The 17,165-nt window shown below is 59.9% G+C and carries 17 protein-coding genes; 16 read left to right on the top strand and 1 reads right to left on the bottom strand.

The genetic code is table 11. The features are described from left to right. The first annotated feature begins 97 nt into the window (after positions 1-97). Positions 98-1,099 carry an AraC family transcriptional regulator gene (locus ACIP66_RS04595; RefSeq protein ID WP_400645831.1) on the top strand — a complete coding sequence of 334 codons (1,002 nt, stop codon included), beginning with the start codon at positions 98-100 and terminating at the stop codon, positions 1,097-1,099. Positions 1,100-1,212: 113 nt separating this feature from the next. Next, on the top strand, positions 1,213-1,470 hold the full coding sequence (locus tag ACIP66_RS04590; RefSeq protein WP_053119542.1) for a hypothetical protein: 258 nt from the start codon (positions 1,213-1,215) through the stop codon (positions 1,468-1,470). Positions 1,471-1,545: 75 nt separating this feature from the next. Here ACIP66_RS04590 and ACIP66_RS04585 read toward each other — a convergent pair whose 3' ends face one another. Then, positions 1,546-3,090 carry a class I SAM-dependent methyltransferase gene (locus ACIP66_RS04585; protein WP_400645829.1) on the bottom strand — a complete coding sequence of 515 codons (1,545 nt, stop codon included), beginning with the start codon at positions 3,088-3,090 and terminating at the stop codon, positions 1,546-1,548. A gap of 201 nt (positions 3,091-3,291) precedes the next feature. On the opposite strand from ACIP66_RS04585, the gene ACIP66_RS04580 reads away from it, so the two are divergent. From ACIP66_RS04580 to ACIP66_RS04515, 14 genes are all read left to right on the top strand, one after another. Beyond that, on the top strand, positions 3,292-4,248 hold the full coding sequence (locus tag ACIP66_RS04580; RefSeq protein WP_400645826.1) for an AraC family transcriptional regulator: 957 nt from the start codon (positions 3,292-3,294) through the stop codon (positions 4,246-4,248). 139 nt (positions 4,249-4,387) lie between these two features. Next, positions 4,388-5,743: a benzoate 1,2-dioxygenase large subunit gene (gene benA, locus ACIP66_RS04575; protein WP_400645824.1), complete on the top strand. Its 1,356-nt coding sequence runs from the start codon at positions 4,388-4,390 to the stop codon at positions 5,741-5,743. Beyond that, entirely contained in the window at positions 5,743-6,231 is a 489-nt protein-coding gene (benB, locus tag ACIP66_RS04570) for a benzoate 1,2-dioxygenase small subunit (RefSeq protein ID WP_053119548.1), read from the top strand. Before benA ends, benB begins: the two co-directional genes overlap by 1 nt. Before the next feature lie 20 nt (positions 6,232-6,251). Beyond that, positions 6,252-7,259, top strand: a complete 1,008-nt coding sequence (benC, locus tag ACIP66_RS04565; protein WP_400645821.1) for a benzoate 1,2-dioxygenase electron transfer component BenC — start codon at positions 6,252-6,254, stop codon at positions 7,257-7,259. Between the two features lie 177 nt (positions 7,260-7,436). Continuing rightward, positions 7,437-8,198 (top strand): 1,6-dihydroxycyclohexa-2,4-diene-1-carboxylate dehydrogenase, encoded by a 762-nt coding sequence (locus tag ACIP66_RS04560; protein ID WP_400645820.1) that lies wholly within the window; start codon positions 7,437-7,439, stop codon positions 8,196-8,198. 22 nt (positions 8,199-8,220) lie between these two features. Next, positions 8,221-9,342: a muconate cycloisomerase family protein gene (locus ACIP66_RS04555; protein ID WP_400645817.1), complete on the top strand. Its 1,122-nt coding sequence runs from the start codon at positions 8,221-8,223 to the stop codon at positions 9,340-9,342. 27 nt (positions 9,343-9,369) lie between these two features. Beyond that, complete coding sequence (catC, locus tag ACIP66_RS04550) at positions 9,370-9,660, top strand: muconolactone Delta-isomerase (protein WP_159814816.1); 291 nt, start codon at positions 9,370-9,372, stop codon at positions 9,658-9,660. A 162-nt stretch (positions 9,661-9,822) separates the two neighbouring features. Then, positions 9,823-10,740, top strand: coding sequence for a catechol 1,2-dioxygenase (gene catA / locus ACIP66_RS04545; protein ID WP_400645814.1), 918 nt, complete (start codon positions 9,823-9,825; stop codon positions 10,738-10,740). A gap of 484 nt (positions 10,741-11,224) precedes the next feature. After that, complete coding sequence (locus ACIP66_RS04540; RefSeq protein ID WP_400645812.1) at positions 11,225-12,271, top strand: isopenicillin N synthase family dioxygenase; 1,047 nt, start codon at positions 11,225-11,227, stop codon at positions 12,269-12,271. A 27-nt stretch (positions 12,272-12,298) separates the two neighbouring features. Continuing rightward, positions 12,299-13,108 carry a MetQ/NlpA family ABC transporter substrate-binding protein gene (locus tag ACIP66_RS04535; RefSeq protein WP_400645809.1) on the top strand — a complete coding sequence of 270 codons (810 nt, stop codon included), beginning with the start codon at positions 12,299-12,301 and terminating at the stop codon, positions 13,106-13,108. Continuing rightward, the gene (locus tag ACIP66_RS04530; RefSeq protein WP_082341423.1) at positions 13,105-13,905 is read left to right on the top strand and encodes a methionine ABC transporter ATP-binding protein; all 801 of its coding nucleotides are present in this window, start codon (positions 13,105-13,107) and stop codon (positions 13,903-13,905) included. The genes ACIP66_RS04535 and ACIP66_RS04530 overlap by 4 nt, the downstream gene beginning before the upstream one ends. After that, entirely contained in the window at positions 13,902-14,573 is a 672-nt protein-coding gene (locus ACIP66_RS04525; protein ID WP_159814813.1) for a methionine ABC transporter permease, read from the top strand. The genes ACIP66_RS04530 and ACIP66_RS04525 overlap by 4 nt, the downstream gene beginning before the upstream one ends. Positions 14,574-14,581: 8 nt before the next feature. Beyond that, positions 14,582-16,138: a sugar ABC transporter ATP-binding protein gene (locus ACIP66_RS04520; protein ID WP_400645805.1), complete on the top strand. Its 1,557-nt coding sequence runs from the start codon at positions 14,582-14,584 to the stop codon at positions 16,136-16,138. Further along, positions 16,131-17,156, top strand: a complete 1,026-nt coding sequence (locus ACIP66_RS04515; protein ID WP_400645803.1) for an ABC transporter permease — start codon at positions 16,131-16,133, stop codon at positions 17,154-17,156. Before ACIP66_RS04520 ends, ACIP66_RS04515 begins: the two co-directional genes overlap by 8 nt. Positions 17,157-17,165: the final 9 nt, after the last annotated feature.

Raw genomic sequence — 17,165 nt, 5'->3', positions numbered from 1 at the left:
TCGCGATGACGCAGCGGTAAGTACCCCGGGTTGATTGTTGGCTTGTAGGACAAGAAAATTATTGATCTCTCATGACATTTATTTGATATTTGGTGACATGACTTCATTAATAAGAACAACCTCGTTCACCGGTTTTCGGCAAGTCACCAGCCAGCTCGGCGGCGATGCAGACCGCATGCTCGAACGCTTTCGGATCAATCCGCAGTTGCTGGAGGACGAAGAGGCGCGCGTGCCTTTACGCTCTTTGGTGGGCCTGCTGGAGTTTGCCGCGCGCGAGCTGAACTGCGCCGATTTCGGCCTGCGCATGGCCGAATATCAGGATTTGCATGTACTCGGGCCGATAGCAGTGATCGCCCGAACCTGCGCCACGGCGGGGGAGGCGCTGGCGCAAATCATCCGCTTCATCGGTTACCACAGCCCGGGCATTCAGCTCGATCTGGATCACAGCGAGGCCGGCTCTCCACGACTGGTCATCGACATCCGGCTCTCGGGCCCGGCTCCCCGCCGGCAAATGATCGAACTGGCGATGGGCGTGGCGCATAACGGTATGAAGCTGCTGTATGGCGACCATTTCGTCGCGCAGTCGGTACTTTTTTCCAGCACACATTTGACTGGCAAAACCTACCGGCGCTATTTCAAAACGACGGTGCAAACCGGCCAGCCCTGCAATGCGCTGGTGTTAAGCAACGAGCAGCTGAATCAGCCGATCGAACAGCAGGCGCCTTATCTGCATCAGGCGCTTGAGCAGTATTTCGATCAGTTCGATTTGCAGGCCACCTCGGATGTAGTCAAGCAGGTGGAACGTCTGGTGCTGCGCATGATGCCGATCCAGCGTTGCCGCTTGCCTTTGATCGCAGAACAACTCGGGATGCACGTGCGTATGTTGCAGCGAAGGCTGGCCGAGCAGGGTCGCAGTTTCGATGACGTTGTCGAGACACTCCGTAAAGAGCGCAGCGAACACTATCTGGGGCAGAGGCACATGCCGATGTCGCAGGTCGCCGGGCTTCTCGGCTACAGCGAGCAAAGCGTGTTCAATCGCGCGTGTCAGCGTTGGTTTGCGATGTCGCCGGGTGCGATGCGGCGCCAGTTGCTGGAGTGAGACACAATCATTGACGCTATCAATAACAACCATTAACCCAATGAAGTTCTCATATTGATCGCGCGGCGTAAGATCGGCTCCATACCCAACCACTGCACCACGGAGCACACACCATGAAACGCCAAACCCTGCTCGGCATTGCTTTCTCGATCTTCGCCCTGAACGCTTTTGCTGCGACTGAAACCGATCCGCTGTTCAGTGACGCGGTCGCCGCAACGGAAACCGACCGGTTGTTCAGCGACTCGGTCGCCGCGAACGAAACCGATCCTCTGTTCAGTGACGCCGTTGCCGCCGACGGTTCGGATCATCTGAAAGGCAACCTGGTTGCCGAGGGTGGTGCTGATCGACTGCTCGAACGCCGTAACGCCTGAATGCGTAGTTTTACCGCAGGCCTTAATGAAAAAACCCGGCTTGATCAGCCGGGTTTTTTTTCATCTGCCGTTTGGTCAGGCGATATTCAATGCCCTGAGCGTCACCAGTGAACCGGCGGCGAATGCGTGTGCCTGCTCCGTCAATTCGGCAATGTTTTCTTCGGCCGTGTTCAGTGGCTGGTTGTTTTTAACCAGGACAACATCTTGCTCGGCCAGCACCGCCCATGCCAGTTGTGCCCAATCCGCCGGGTGTTTTTTGCCCTGCATGAGCGAGATCAGGAATAACTGATGAAAGCGACTGACCACGATGCCACCGCCCGTCACCGGGCTGGCCAGTACCTGGATTTTGTCGCTCAGCAACGAACGTTTGCACAATTGCAGATTGAGCGTGCTGCAACGCGCTTGCACCAGTCGCTCGGCGGCTTCGCTTTGGCACGGTGCGGCAGCGCTCATCCCGATCAGTACGCTGAGGGCCTGCAGCAGATCGTCAAAAGGTATTTCGGGCAACGCGCTTGAGAGCTGGCGCAGAGTCTTCGCGACATACGCATCGGCCGCCAGTGCTTCAAGCACCGGGCCGTACACTTCGGCTTGCAACGACGCTTCGCCGGCCGGGCCCTTGACGCTGGCGGCGACGCTTTCCGCCGGCTGCAACAGAATAAAGCGCGTATTCAGCAGCCCCTGGCGTTGTTCTGCCGCAGACAATCGGTTGGCGCCGCGCACGTACAGGTCTCGGCGGAAATTCTGATTGACGAAATAGTCCCGCGCTTGCTCGCGCATGATCGGGTGATCGATGCCTTCGAGGAAATCCATCCCTTCGGCGCTCAGGTTGAGCGGATCGACCGTGTCCAGTGGTACAGCGGTCGCGGCGTAGTCGAGTTTGGCCGGAGCGAAGGCGTCGACCACGTCGGTGAAGTACATACAGTTCCACTCACGATTGAAGTATTCGTGGGCGACGTATTGGCGATTCTGACCTTTGATGCTCTGCAGTTGGGCATTGAGGCCAGGGGCTGTGCCGGCGTAGTTCGGGTTGGCTGCCAGCAACGCTTCGGAGAATTGCAGCGCGGCGTCTATGCGCTGATCAGGGCGAGCGGAGCTGCTCGTGGCAAAGCGGTCGTGCAGGCGGAACAGATTGCGCAGTGGCGCCGAAGGCGACCAGCCGGGAAGACAGTTGTAGCTGACGTACAACAGGCCACCGGGCTTGAGGTGACGACGGGCAAATTCGACGATCAGTTGCTGATTGTCACGGCTGACCCACGTCCAGATGCCATGCAGGCTGATGCTGTCGAATTGCGGCAGATCATTACGCGCGAGCAGCTGTTCGAAACTGTCGTCATACAGCCGCGCATCGCTGTTCCAGCTGTTCGCCAGAGCTATGGCGTGGCCAGCCTGACCCGGATGGAAATCGGTGCCCACATAGGAACCGGGGTTGGCCGCCGCATGGATATTGATCGACACGCCTTGACCAAAACCGAGTTCACAGTGATAGCCGTCAGTGGTCTCCAGGCCGGCAAAACCGCGCAGCAGCAAACAGTAACGCTGGAAGACCGGATTGATTTCGCGGCTATAGCTGTAGGTGTAGCCTTCGTCGGTGAAATATCCTTCGTTCCAGGCGTCGCTCATGCGGGTGTCCTTTAATTTCGACAGGGAAAGTTGCTTTTGCTTATTCGCGTTATCGGCACGCCGTTCAAAAACTGAACACAAAGTGTTCGATTAGCGGATACCCGACCTTTCGTCCAATTGCCGGTTTTTGCACGCAAGCGTACTGTGACCGGTGAGTCTGAGAACCGTGCACCCCATAACGACAAGATCGAGCACCGCCTAATGGACAGTCATCTGCTGAGTGATCGCAGCAGCGTGTTTCGTCACGCTGACCCCTATGCCGTCTCCGACTACGTCAATCAGCACGTTGGCCAGCACTTCATTGGCCTGTCCAAAACCGCCCATCCGCAAGCCAGCCTCAACCATCGCAAACTCGCCGATCTCGATCTGTGCCGCATCAGTTATGGCGGCAGTGTCCGGGTGACGTCGCTGGCGCTGGAAACCGTGTATCACCTGCAAGTGCTGCTGCAAGGCAATTGCCTGTGGCGCGGGCATAAACGTGAACATCATTTGGTGCCGGGCGAGTTGTTATTGATCAATCCGGATGATCCGGTTGATCTGACTTACTCCGACGACTGCGAAAAATTCATCCTCAAAGTGCCGGTCAGCGTGCTCGAGTCGGTGTGCGACGAGCAGCGCTGGTTGCGACCTTCGAGCGGTATCCGCTTTCTGCGCAATCACTATCAGTTGAGCGAACTGGAGGGCTTCACCAATCTGCTCGCGATGATTTGCCAGGAGGCCGAGGCCAGCGATCCGTTGCTGCGGGTGCAAGAGCACTACGCACAGATCATCGGCAGCAAACTGATCTCGCTGATGAACACCAATGTCAGCCGTGAGAATCTCAGTTCGCCGAGCGTCAGTTTCGAGCGCATCCTCGATTACATCGAGCGCAACCTGAAACTCGATCTGCCCGCCGAACACCTGGCCGCGCAGGCAAGCATGAGCCCGCGTTCGCTGTACACCTTGTTCGAACGCCAACTCGGCATCACGCCGATGCAATACATCCGTCAGCGCAAACTTGCGCGTATTCACGCCTGCCTCAACGACCCGAGCTGCCCGGTGCGCAACCTCACGGAGCTGGCGCTGGATTACGGCTTCCTGCACTTGGGCCGTTTCGCCGAAAACTATCGCCAACAGTTCGGCGAACTGCCGTCGCACACCCTCAAACGCCGCCACTGATCGCCCTTCGAAACAGTCCGAATCATCTGCCGCGCCGTCCTGCACAAAACGGATAGCGATCTGCAGGATTCGGCTATTGCCCCGCGCTGCGCCTCCCTAATCTGACCTGGCCTGAACAATAACAATGGAGGCCCTGGCCATGTCCCTGGGAATCGACTACCTCAATGCCATGCTTGAAGAAGACCAAGAGAAGGGCGCCTACCGCTGCAAGCGGGAGATGTTCACCGATCCACGTCTTTTCGAACTGGAGATGGCGCACATCTTCGAAGGCAACTGGATTTACCTCGCCCACGAAAGCCAACTGCCCAACAACAACGATTTTCTGACCACCACCATGGGGCGCCAGCCGATCTTCATCGCGCGCAACAAGGACGGCGTGCTCAACGCTTTTCTCAACGCCTGCAGCCATCGCGGCGCCATGCTTTGCCGGCACAAATCCGGCAACCGTTCCAGCTACACCTGCCCGTTCCACGGCTGGACGTTCAACAACAGCGGCAAACTGCTCAAGGTCAAAGACCCGAGTGAGGCCGGGTATCCGCAAAGCTTCAACTGCGAAGGCTCCCATGACCTGACCAAAGTCGCGCGTTTCGAGTCCTACCGCGGCTTTCTGTTTGGCAGCCTGAATGCCGATGTGAAATCCCTCTCCGAGCACTTGGGCGAGTCAGCGAAGATCATCGACATGATCGTCGACCAGTCGCCGGAAGGTCTCGAAGTACTCCGCGGTTCCAGTTCCTATATCTATGAAGGCAACTGGAAACTCACCGCCGAAAACGGTGCCGACGGTTATCACGTCAGCTCCGTGCACTGGAATTACGCCGCGACGCAGAACCAGCGCCAGCAACGCGAAGCAGGCGAGGCGATCAAGACCATGAGCGCCGGCAGTTGGGCGAAGAAGGGCGGCGGTTTCTACTCCTTCGATCACGGCCATCTGCTGCTCTGGACGCGCTGGGCCAACCCTGAAGACCGCCCGGCCTACGAGCGTCGTGACGAACTGGCGCGTGATTTCGGTCAGGCTCGCGCCGACTGGATGATCGAAAACTCGCGCAACCTGTGCCTGTACCCGAACGTGTATCTGATGGATCAGTTCAGTTCGCAGATCCGCATCGCCCGGCCAATCTCGGTCGACAAGACTGAAATCACCATCTACTGCATCGCCCCCAAAGGCGAGAGCGCCGAAGCGCGCGCGAAACGCATCCGGCAGTACGAAGATTTTTTCAACGTCAGCGGCATGGCCACACCGGATGATCTGGAAGAGTTCCGTTCGTGCCAGACCGGCTACGGCGCTGGTCGAGGCTGGAACGACATGTCCCGAGGCGCGACCCACTGGGTGGAAGGCGCCGACGCAGCGGCCGAAGAAATCGACCTGAAACCGCTGCTCTCCGGTATGCGCACCGAGGACGAAGGCCTGTTCGTGCTGCAACACAAGTATTGGCAGGAAACCATGCTCAAAGCCGCTGCCGCCGAACCACAACTGATCCCCGTGGAGGCTGTGTGATGAGCAACCTCTACGACAATGTGCGCGACTTTCTCTACCGCGAAGCGCGTTATCTCGATGACGGCCAGTGGGATCAATGGCTGGAACTGTACGCCGCCGACGCGACTTTCTGGATGCCGGCCTGGGACGATAACGACACGCTCACCGAAGACCCGCAAAGCGAAATCTCGCTGATCTGGTACGGCAACCGTGGCGGCCTCGAAGACCGCATCTTCCGGATCAAGACCGAGCGCTCCAGCGCGACGATTCCCGACACCCGCACCTCGCACAATCTGAGCAACATCGAGATCGTCGAGCACAGCGCCGACCAGTGCCAGGTGCGCTTCAACTGGCACACCCTGAGCTTTCGTTATCAGGTCACCGACAGCTACTTCGGCAGCAGTTTCTACACCCTCGATCTGCGTGGCGAGCAGCCGCTGATCAAGGCCAAGAAAGTCGTGCTGAAAAACGATTACGTCCGTCAGGTCATCGACATCTATCACATCTAGTCGACACGACGAGGTGCACCATGAATTTCCAGATCGCCCTTAATTTTGAAGACGGCGTCACTCGTTTCATCGAGGCCGGCAGCCATGAAACCGTCGCCGACGCGGCGTATCGCCAAGGCATCAACATCCCGCTGGACTGCCGCGACGGCGCCTGCGGCACGTGCAAATGTTTCGCTGAAGCCGGGCGTTACGAGATGGGCGACAACTTCATCGAAGACGCCTTGAGCGCCGACGAACTCGCACAAGGTTATGTGCTGACATGCCAGATGCGCGCCGCAAGCGATTGCGTGGTGCGCGTGCCGGTTGGATCGCAGGTGTGCAAAACCGAACAGGCCAATTTTCAGGCGGCGATCAGCGCTGTCCGGCAGTTGTCCGAGAGCACCATCGCGCTGTCGATCAAGAGCGAAGCGCTGAGCAAACTGGCATTCCTGCCGGGGCAATACGTCAACCTGCAAGTGCCGGGCAGTGAACACAGTCGTGCGTATTCCTTCAGCTCGTTGCAGAGGAATGGCGAGGTCAGTTTTCTGATTCGCAACGTGCCCGGCGGTTTGATGAGCAGTTTCCTCACCGGTCTGGCCAAGGCCGGCGACAGCATGAATCTGGCCGGGCCGCTGGGCAGTTTTTACCTGCGCGAAATCAAGCGGCCGCTGCTGTTGCTCGCCGGTGGTACCGGTCTGGCGCCGTTCACCGCGATGCTGGAAAAGATCGCCGAGCAGGGCAGTGCGCATCCGGTGCATTTGATCTATGGCGTGACCAATGACTTTGATCTGGTTGAACTCGATCGCCTGGAAGCCTTTGCCGCACGCATCGCCAATTTCAGCTTCGGCGCCTGCGTCGCCAATCCGCAAAGTGCACACCCGCTCAAGGGTTATGTCACCCAGCACATCGAACCGCGCCACCTCAATGACGGCGATGTCGACGTCTACCTGTGCGGTCCGCCGCCGATGGTCGAAGCGGTCAGCCAATACATCCGCGAGCAGGGCATCACTCCGGCGAATTTCTACTACGAAAAATTCGCCGCTGCCTGACCCTATTAACCGAGCCCGCAGTCACCTGTGGCGAGGGAGCTTGCTCCCGCTGGGGCGCGCAGCGGCCCTCGCTTTTGCCTCATGAAAAGATGGGCCTGCTGCGCAGTCCAGCGGGAGCAAGCTCCCTCGCCACAAAGGGCTGTGTGTGCTTAAGCAACTGTTTCAGTCGAGGTTGTCATGAACAACAGATTCTCCAACAAAGTCGCGCTGGTCACCGGCGCGGCGCAAGGCATCGGCCGCCGCGTCTGCGAGCGCCTGCTCAGCGAAGGCGCGCAAGTGGTCGCCGTCGACCGCTCCGAACTGGTTCACGAACTGCAAGGCGAGGGCGTTCTGGCACTGACCGCCGACCTCGAACAATACGCCGATTGCGCCCGGGTCATGGCCGAAGCGATCAACACTTTCGATCGACTCGACATCCTGATCAACAACGTTGGCGGCACCATTTGGGCCAAGCCGTTCGAGCACTACCAGGTCGAACAAATCGAGGCGGAAGTGCGCCGCTCGCTGTTCCCGACCTTGTGGTGCTGCCACGCCGCGCTGCCGTACATGCTCAAACAAGGCAGCGGCGCCATCGTCAACGTCTCGTCCATAGCCACCCGCAGCATCAATCGCGTGCCGTATGGCGCGGCCAAGGGCGGCATCAACGCACTCACCGCGTGCCTGGCCTTCGAAAACGCCGAGCGTGGCATTCGCGTCAACGCTACTGCACCCGGCGGTACCGAAGCGCCACCTCGGCGCATCCCGCGCAACGACGCCGAACAGTCGGCGCAAGAACAAACCTGGTACCAGCAAATCGTCACGCAAACCCTCGACAGCAGCCTGATGAAACGCTACGGCAGCCTCGATGAACAGGTCGGCGCGATCCGCTTTCTCGCCTCTGACGACGCTTCGTACATCACCGGCGTGACCTTGCCGGTCGGTGGCGGCGATCTCGGCTGAGCACTTCTCACGGAGCATTGATATGCCGCGAATCCTGATTGAAAACTTGACGACGATCATCGTCGACCTGCCGACCATTCGCCCGCACAAACTGGCGATGCACACCATGCAGAAGCAGACCCTGGTGATCTTGCGTTTGCGCTGCAGCGATGGCGTTGAAGGCATCGGTGAAGCCACCACCATCGGTGGCCTTGCGTACGGCTATGAAAGCCCGGAAAGCATCAAGGCCAACATCGACGCGCATCTCGCGCCAGCGTTGATTGGCATGGACGCCAACAACATCAACGCGGCGATGCAGCGGCTCGACAAGATCGCCAAGGGCAACACCTTCGCCAAATCCGGCATCGAAAGCGCGCTGCTCGACGCGCAGGGCAAACGCCTCGGCCTGCCCGTCAGCGAACTGCTCGGCGGCCGTGTGCGCGACAGCCTCGAAGTCGCGTGGACGCTGGCCAGCGGCGACACCGCGCGCGACATTGCCGAGGCCGAGCAGATGCTTGAAGTACGGCGTCATCGCATCTTCAAATTGAAGATCGGCGCCAATCCGTTGGAGCAGGATCTCAAGCACGTCGTGGCGATCAAAAAAGCTTTGGGTGATCGCGCCAGTGTGCGGGTCGACGTCAATCAATATTGGGATGAGTCCCAGGCCATTCGTGGTTGCCAGGTGCTCGGAGACAACGGCATCGACCTGATCGAGCAGCCGATTTCTCGAGTCAACCGCTCGGGGCAGATTCGCCTGAATCAGCGCAGCCCGTCGCCGATCATGGCCGATGAATCAATTGAAAGTGTCGAGGACGCCTTCAGCCTCGCCGCTGACGGCGCGGCCAGTGTGTTCGCCCTGAAAATCGCCAAGAACGGTGGCCCGCGTGCCGTGCTCAGAACCGCGCAAATCGCCGAGGCCGCGGGCATCGCGCTCTACGGCGGCACCATGCTCGAAGGCTCCATCGGCACGCTGGCCTCGGCCCACGCCTTCCTCACGCTCAAGCAACTGACCTGGGACACCGAGCTGTTCGGGCCGTTGCTGCTGACCGAAGACATCGTCACCGAACGGCCCGAGTACCGCGATTTTCACCTGCACATCCCGCGAACCCCGGGCCTTGGCCTGACGCTGGACGAAGAGCGGCTGGCGCGTTTTCGCCGTTCCTGAACCGATCACAACAAGAGGAAAGCCACCATGCTGTTCCACGTAAAAATGACCGTGAAATTGCCTGTCGACATGGATCCGGCCATCGCCACCCGGCTCAAGGCTGACGAAAAAGAACTGGCGCAACGGCTGCAACGCGAAGGCCAGTGGCGTCATCTGTGGCGCATCGCCGGGCATTACGCCAATTACAGCGTGTTTGATTTGCCAAGCGTCGAAGCGCTGCACGACACGCTGATGCAATTGCCGTTGTTCCCCTACATGGACATCGAGATCGACGGGCTCTGTCGACATCCGTCGTCGATCCACGCCGACGATCGCTGAGCCCCCAACCCTTGTAGGAGTGAGCCTGCTCGCGATAGCGGTCTATCAGTCGCCATGGATGCTGAATAAACGACCGCGATCGCGAGCAGGCTCACTCCTACAAGGGAAAAGGGTGTGAATTAAAAACTGCGTCAACACAACAACAAGATGAGGTAACCCACCATGTCCGTGAAAATTGCCCACACGCCTGAGCTGCAAACCTTCTTCAAAGAAGCCGCCGGCTTCACCAACGACGACGGCAGTTCGCGTTTGAAAACCATCGTTCTGCGCGTACTGCAGGACACCGCGAAAATCATCGAAGATCTCGAAATCAGCGAAGACGAATTCTGGAAAGCCGTCGACTATCTGAATCGTTTGGGCGGTCGCTCGGAGGCGGGGTTGTTGGTCGCCGGTCTTGGTATCGAACACTTCCTTGACCTGCTCCAGGACGCCAAAGACGCACAAATCGGCCTGACCGGCGGCACGCCGCGCACCATCGAAGGGCCGCTCTACGTCGCGGGTGCGCCGCTGTGTGAAGGCGGGTGCCGCATGGACGATGGCAGCGAGGACGGCGTTGCCACGGTGATGTTTCTCCAAGGCCAGGTGCTTGACCTCCACGGCCAGCCGCTGGCCGGCGCCACAGTCGACGTGTGGCACGCCAATACCAAAGGCACCTACTCGTTTTTTGATCCGAGCCAGTCTGAATACAACCTGCGCCGCCGGATCATCACCGATGCCGAAGGCCGTTACCGCGCACGCAGCATCGTCCCCTCCGGATATGGCTGCGACCCGCAAGGCCCGACGCAGGAATGTCTGAACTTGCTCGGCCGCCACGGCCAGCGTCCGGCGCATGTGCACTTTTTTATCAGCGCACCGGGGCATCGGCACCTGACCACTCAGATCAATCTGTCGGGCGATCAATATTTGTGGGATGACTTTGCTTACGCGACCCGCGAAGGGTTGGTCGGCGAGGTGGTGTTCCATGAGCACGAAACGTTGGGACGCCACGCCAAACTCAAGTTCGACTTCCAGCTGCAACCCGCGCCAGATGCCAGCGCCGAACAGCGCAGTCAACGCCCGCGCGCGTTGCAAACGGATTGATACCGCGTCGTATGTGGCCCTCACCCTAACCCTCTCCCGGAGGGAGAGGGGACTGAATGGGGGATGCTCGCGAGATACGCCGACCTGAACGGTTTCTGCCGAATCCATAATCGCCACGATCTTTCAGGTCGATGTATCACGCCAGACACCACGGTCGGCCCCCTCTACCTGAGGGTGAGAGAGCGCTGAATAGAGATTCGACCTGAACGATTTCAGCCGAATCCATAATCGCCACGATCTTTCAGGTCGATGTATCACGTCAGACACCACGGTCGGCCCCCTCTACCTCTGGGAGAGGGCTGGGGTGAGGGGAAAACAGGCCTAAGGTAATGCAAAAAAGATATTGGCCCAGCGTTTTTAAGATCGTTTAGTTTTGTCCTCAACGACGAATAAACGCATCAAACCGATAGACCCCCGATTGCCATGACGGCACACGCTGAATCGATCAAAGGTTCTTCAGGTTTGGTTCACCCAGGAGTGAATCATGCCGCATACCTTGGATATCACCACACTGCCAACCCTCGACCTGTCCCTGTTCGAGGGCACCGCGCAACAGCGTTACCAATTTCTGGAAAGCCTGCGCCACGCCGCCCGTGATGTCGGTTTCTTCTACCTCACCGGCCACGGCATCGACAGCTCGCTGCTCGAGCAAGTGCAGGCCCACGCCCGACAATTCTTCGCCTTGCCCGACAGCGAAAAAGCCGCCGTCGGCATGATCAATTCGCCGCATTTTCGCGGCTACAACCGTGCGGCTTCCGAGATCACTCGCGGGCAACCCGATCAACGCGAACAGTTTGATCTCGGCGCCGAGCGTGAAGCCATGCCGTTAAACGAAGACAGTCCATTGTGGGCGCGGCTGCAAGGCCCCAACCAATGGCCAGCGGCACTCCCCGAACTGAAACCGTTGCTGCTCGAATGGCAACAGGCGATGACGCGCATGTCGTTGCGCTTGCTGCGTGCCTTCGCTCAGGCGCTGTCACTGCGCGCCGATGCCTTCGATCAGCTCTACGGTGACAAACCCAACGAACACATCAAGCTGATGCGCTATCCCGGGCAGTTGAGCGAGGCCAGCCATCAAGGCGTCGGCGCGCACAAGGATTCCGGGTTCTTGAGTTTTCTGCTGCAAGACCAACAGGCCGGGCTGCAAGTCGAGATCGAAGAGGGCCGCTGGATCGACGCATTACCCCGCGAAAACACCTTGGTGGTGAACATCGGCGAGCTGCTCGAACTGGCCACCAACGGTTATCTGCGCGCCACGGTGCACCGCGTGGTTTCGCCACCGGCGGGCAGCGAACGCCTGTCGATCGCGTTCTTCCTCGGCGCGCAACTCGATGCGGTGGTGCCGCTGTACCCGTTGCCCACCGTGCTGTTGCGCGAGGCGCGCGGGCCGGCGAGTGATCCGCTCAATCCGCTGTTTCGTGATGTCGGCTGGAACTACCTCAAGGGTCGTTTGCGCTCACATCCGGACGTTGCGCAGCGCTTCTACGGCGACGCGTTGCTGCCGCCAGTACCTGTTCGTAAAACCGCCTGATTCATCATTCGCTCAAGGACTCCGCACATGATTAAAAAAGCAGGTTTGACCCTGGCCGTCCTCGGCGCACTGGTGAGCTCTTTCGGCGCGCAGGCGCTGGAACCGTTACGCGTTGCCGCCGACCCGGTGCCCCACGCGCAGATCCTCGCGTACATCCAGAAAATCGATCCGCAACTCAACCTCAAAGTCATCGAAATTCCCAACGGCGTGAACTCCAATGAGCTGCTGGTACACGGTGATGTCGACGCCAATTACTTCCAGCACCTGCCGTATCTGAAATCTCAGGAGCAGGCGCTCGGCGAGAAACTCGCGGTGGCGGCCACGGTGCATATCGAGCCATTGGGGATTTATTCACGTCTGCACAAAAGCTTCGCCGACGTGCCGGAAAAAGGCACCGTCGCCGTACCCAACAACGTCACCAACCTGAGCCGCGCGCTGTACCTGTTGCAGGACAACGGCCTGATCAAGCTCAAACCCGGTTTCAACGATCCGGCCGCCGATCAGGCAACGCCCAAGGACATCGCCGAAAACCCGAAACAACTGAAAATTCTCGAAATCGAATCACCGCAGATTCCACGTTCGCTCGACGACGTCGATCTGGCAGTGATCAACGGCAACTACGCGCTCGACGCAGGCCTGGTGCCGGCCAAAGACGCCTTGGGCCTCGAGAAGGCCGAGCACAATCCTTACGCCAACATTCTGGTGACCACACCGAAGCTGGAGCACGATCCACGCATCGCACAACTGGCCAAGGATCTGACTTCGCCGGAAGTCGCCAAATACATCACCGATAACTTTGCCGGCTCGGTGATTCCGGTGGCGGGCGGCAAGCCATGATCGCCGTCGAGCAGTTGAGCAAAACCTACCCGTCGGCCACGCAACCGGCGCTGGATCAGGTCTCGCTGAGCATTCCTGACGGCGCGGTCTACGGGATTCTCGGGCGTAGCGGGGCGGGCAAGTCGACGCTGCTGCGTTGCCTCAACCTGCTTGAACGACCAGACAGCGGCAAGATTCTGATTGATGGTGTGGATCTGCTGGCGCTGTCCGACAGTGAACTGCGCAAACAACGTCAGCGCATCGGCATGATCTTTCAGGGCTTCAACCTGCTGCACTCGCGCAACGTGTTCGACAACATCGCCGTGCCGCTGGAAATCGCCAACGTCGGCAAACCGTGGCGCCATGTGCGGGTTCGCGAACTGCTGGAACTGGTCGGTTTGAGCGACAAGGCGCAAGCCTTTCCTTCGCAACTGTCCGGCGGACAAAAGCAGCGAGTGGGGATTGCCCGCGCCTTGGCTGCGGAGCCTGCGTATCTGTTGTCGGACGAAGCCACCAGCGCCCTCGACCCGGAAACCACCGCTTCAATTCTTGATCTGCTGCGCGACATCAATCGGCAATTGGGCCTGACCATCGTGCTGATCACCCACGAACTCGACGTGGTCAAGTCGATCTGCGATCACGCCGCATTTATGGCCAACGGACGGCTGGTCGAGGCCGGGCCGGTGCCACGTCTGCTCGCTGATCCACAGTCGGCGCTCGGCAGTTCACTGCGTCCGACTTGCGGATTACCGCTGGGCCATGATGCCCCGGGCCTGACCTTCCTCAAGCAATACGGCGTAAGGGCGGCGCAGTCATGAACCGTTCGATCAATTGGGATGAAATCCTGCAACTGGTGTTCAACGCCACCGGCGAAACCCTGTACATGGTGTTGCTCGCGGGGCTGTTCACGCTGCTGATCGGTTTGCCGCTGGGTGTGCTGCTGTTTATCAGTCGCCGTGACGGATTGCGGCCGATGCCGCGTTTCAACGCGGCCCTCAGCAGTCTGGTCAATCTCGGCCGTTCGCTGCCGTTCGTGGTGATGCTGATTGCCTTGATTCCGCTGACCCGTCTGGTCGTCGGCACCACGCTGGGCAGCACCGCTGCGGTGGTGCCGATCACCATTGGCGCGTTTCCGTTCTTCGCGCGTATCGTCGAAAACGCGCTGGACGAAGTCGACAAGGGCCGTATCGAAGCGATCCTCGCCATGGGTGGCGACATCGGCCATGTGATTTTCAAAGTGCTGCTGCCCGAAGCCCTGCCAGCGTTGCTCGCGGGCATCACCCTGACGCTGGTGATGTTGATCGGTTTTTCCTCGATGGCCGGGGTCATCGGTGGCGGCGGGCTCGGCGATCTGGCGATCCGTTATGGCTATCAGCGTTTCAACAATGAAGTGATGGTCGCCACCGTGGTGGTGTTGGTCATCCTCGTTCAGGGCGTGCAAAGCCTGGGCGATCGGCTCGTGCGTTCGCTGGCTCATCGCCGCTAAGGAAATTTATGAGTGCGCCTGTCGCCGTGGCACCTGAGCCACTGATTCGGGTACGTGAACTGAGCAAAACGTTTGGCTCGAACCGGGCGCTGGATCGGGTCAGTCTTGAGATTTATCCCGCCGAAGTGGTCGCGTTACTCGGCGCCAATGGCGCCGGTAAATCGACGTTGGTGAAAATTTTGGCGGGCAGTCAAAACGCGGATGCTGGCGAGATTCTCGTCGAGGGCCAGCCGCGCCATTTCAGCTCGCCACTGTCGGCGCGCAGGGTCGGGATTGTCGCGGTGCATCAGCAGATCAACGAGGGTATCGCGCCGGGTTTGAGCGTGGCCGAAAACCTCTTGCTCGATGAGCTGTGCAAGCCCGATGCGAACTTCTGGCTTAACCGTAAGCGCCTGCTGGAGCGTGCCGCGAGTATCGCCGCCGGTCTCGGCCTGAGCTTGCCGCTGGAGCAACCCATCGAACATCTTGGCCAGGCTGAGCGGCAATTGGTCGTGCTTGCTCGCGCCTTTGCCTTGCAACCGCGTTTGCTGATTCTCGACGAGCCGACGGCGGCATTATCCGATGCCGAAGCGCAGCGCCTGTTTGGTTTGATCGATACGTTGCGCAGCCGTGGTGTGGCGATTTTGTACATCTCGCATCGCTTGTCCGATCTGCAACGGGTGGCTGATCGCGCGATCGTTTTGCGTGACGGGCGGTTGGCCGGCGAATTCAGCGCTCGGCAGTTGCCCGAGGCGGTTCACGCAATGCTTGGGCAATCACTGGCCGCGCATGTTTACACGCCGCAAGTGGCAGGGCGGGAAGTGCTGAAGCTCAGCGCGATAAAAGTGCTGCCGCGTTCGAAGGCTTTCGATTTGACCTTGCACGAAAACGAAGTGGTGGTGCTGACCGGGTTGCTCGGCGCCGGCAAAACCGAGATCGCCGAAGTGCTGTTCGCTTTACGCTCATTGGCGGAGGGCAGCGTGCAATTGGCTGGCGTTGACTGGCAGCCAGGTTCGCCTCGGGAGGCGATTCGCAGCGGGGTTTTCTACGCCGCCGAAGATCGCGCCAGTCATTCGCTGGTGCCGGATTTCTCTCTGCGTCGCACGCTGACCTTGCCGTTTCTGGAACGCTTCACCCGTGGCGGTTTTATTCGCAATCGCGCCGAAGCGGCGGCGGTCGAGGCGCAGGTCGCCGCGCTGGGCATCAAGACTGCCGGCATCGATGTGCCGATGACTGCGCTGTCCGGCGGCAATCAGCAAAAGGTTGTGCTCGGCCGCTGGCTGCTCGGGGAAGGGCGGGTGTTGATCCTCGATGAACCGTTCCAGGGTGTCGACGTCCGCGCCCGTCGCGAAATCGGCCAACTGCTGCGCGACAGTGCCAAGGGCCGGGCGACGCTGGTGATTTGCGCCGATGTCGATGAAGCACTGGAAATTGCCGATCGAATTCTCCTGGTGCGCGATCACGCCGTCGTCGCCGAATACCCGCGCGCGGGTCTGAACCGTACCGAACTGGTCGCGGCATTGGCCGGCAGCGACGTTACCGAACATCCCCCTCACGCCACGCCAAGGAGCAGAGCGAGTGCCTGATTCGAGTTCACTGTCATCGAGCGCACCGGCACCTGCCGAGCGGCTGCTGCAAGCGTTGATCCGTTATGGGCTGTTGTGGCTGCTGGCGGCCATCGTGGTGTTTTTCAGCTTCGCAGAGCCGGCGTTTCTGCGCGTCGGCAATCTGTTCAGCATTCTGCAATCGGTGTCGATTGTCGCGCTGCTGGCTTTGGGCGTGACCTTGACCATGGCCGTCGGTGGCCTCGATTTGTCGATTGGCGCGGTCGCGGCGATGAGCCTGATGATTGCCAGTTACGTCATGGTCGTGCTCGGTTGGGGCGCGGTGCCGGCGGTGTTGATCAGCCTGGCGGGCGGCGCGCTGGTCGGGCTGCTCAATGGCTGGCTGATCGTCAAACTGCGGGTGCCGGACATTCTCGCCACGTTGGGCAGCATGTTTCTGGTGATCGGCGTGCAGTTGATTCCTACCGGTGGCCGCTCGATTGCGGTGGGCATGACGCTGCCCAATGGCGAGGAAACCGAGGGCACCTTCAGTGCCGCGTTTCTTGCGTTGGGCCGTGGGCGGCTGTGGGAAGTCGTACCAATTCCGGTGTTGATCACTGCGGTGGTTGCGGTGGCGGTGTGGCTGTTTCTCGAACGTACGCGCATCGGTCGGCTGTTCTACGCGATCGGCGGCAACGAGCAGGCCGCGCGACTGGCCGGGGCGCCGGTGCAGCGCTTCAAACTGTTGGCTTACGTGCTGTCGTCGTTGCTGGCGTCGCTCGGCGGATTGTTGCTCGCGGCGCGGTTGGGCCGTGGCGATGTCAGCTCCGGCAACGGTCTGGTGCTCGACGCGCTCGGCGCCGCGCTGATCGGTTTTGCCGTGCTCGGCGCGAAGAAACCCAACGCCTTTGGCACGCTGATCGGCGCGCTGTTGGTCGCCTCGCTGCTCAATGGCCTGACCATGCTCAATGCGCCGTATTACGCGCAGGATTTCGTCAAGGGACTGGTGTTGGTGCTGGCCCTGATGTTCACCTTCGGCCTCGCGCATCGGGCGCGCTGAGCTGCTTTT

Source organism: Pseudomonas sp. NPDC088429, assembly GCF_044753305.1.
GTDB classification, from domain to species: domain Bacteria; phylum Pseudomonadota; class Gammaproteobacteria; order Pseudomonadales; family Pseudomonadaceae; genus Aquipseudomonas; species Aquipseudomonas rustica.
The sequence above is the reverse complement of the archived record's forward strand: the minus strand, read 5'-3'. Positions and strand labels throughout refer to the sequence as shown.

What these genes read in the sequence shown, in the direction of transcription:
- ACIP66_RS04595 (WP_400645831.1), top strand. Translation starts at nt 98, where the DNA reads ATGACTTCATTAATAAGAACAACCTCGTTCACCGGTTTTCGGCAAGTC.
- ACIP66_RS04590 (WP_053119542.1), top strand. Translation starts at nt 1,213, where the DNA reads ATGAAACGCCAAACCCTGCTCGGCATTGCTTTCTCGATCTTCGCCCTG.
- ACIP66_RS04585 (WP_400645829.1), bottom strand. Translation starts at nt 3,090, where the DNA reads ATGAGCGACGCCTGGAACGAAGGATATTTCACCGACGAAGGCTACACC.
- ACIP66_RS04580 (WP_400645826.1), top strand. Translation starts at nt 3,292, where the DNA reads ATGGACAGTCATCTGCTGAGTGATCGCAGCAGCGTGTTTCGTCACGCT.
- benA (WP_400645824.1), top strand. Translation starts at nt 4,388, where the DNA reads ATGTCCCTGGGAATCGACTACCTCAATGCCATGCTTGAAGAAGACCAA.
- benB (WP_053119548.1), top strand. Translation starts at nt 5,743, where the DNA reads ATGAGCAACCTCTACGACAATGTGCGCGACTTTCTCTACCGCGAAGCG.
- benC (WP_400645821.1), top strand. Translation starts at nt 6,252, where the DNA reads ATGAATTTCCAGATCGCCCTTAATTTTGAAGACGGCGTCACTCGTTTC.
- ACIP66_RS04560 (WP_400645820.1), top strand. Translation starts at nt 7,437, where the DNA reads ATGAACAACAGATTCTCCAACAAAGTCGCGCTGGTCACCGGCGCGGCG.
- ACIP66_RS04555 (WP_400645817.1), top strand. Translation starts at nt 8,221, where the DNA reads ATGCCGCGAATCCTGATTGAAAACTTGACGACGATCATCGTCGACCTG.
- catC (WP_159814816.1), top strand. Translation starts at nt 9,370, where the DNA reads ATGCTGTTCCACGTAAAAATGACCGTGAAATTGCCTGTCGACATGGAT.
- catA (WP_400645814.1), top strand. Translation starts at nt 9,823, where the DNA reads ATGTCCGTGAAAATTGCCCACACGCCTGAGCTGCAAACCTTCTTCAAA.
- ACIP66_RS04540 (WP_400645812.1), top strand. Translation starts at nt 11,225, where the DNA reads ATGCCGCATACCTTGGATATCACCACACTGCCAACCCTCGACCTGTCC.
- ACIP66_RS04535 (WP_400645809.1), top strand. Translation starts at nt 12,299, where the DNA reads ATGATTAAAAAAGCAGGTTTGACCCTGGCCGTCCTCGGCGCACTGGTG.
- ACIP66_RS04530 (WP_082341423.1), top strand. Translation starts at nt 13,105, where the DNA reads ATGATCGCCGTCGAGCAGTTGAGCAAAACCTACCCGTCGGCCACGCAA.
- ACIP66_RS04525 (WP_159814813.1), top strand. Translation starts at nt 13,902, where the DNA reads ATGAACCGTTCGATCAATTGGGATGAAATCCTGCAACTGGTGTTCAAC.
- ACIP66_RS04520 (WP_400645805.1), top strand. Translation starts at nt 14,582, where the DNA reads ATGAGTGCGCCTGTCGCCGTGGCACCTGAGCCACTGATTCGGGTACGT.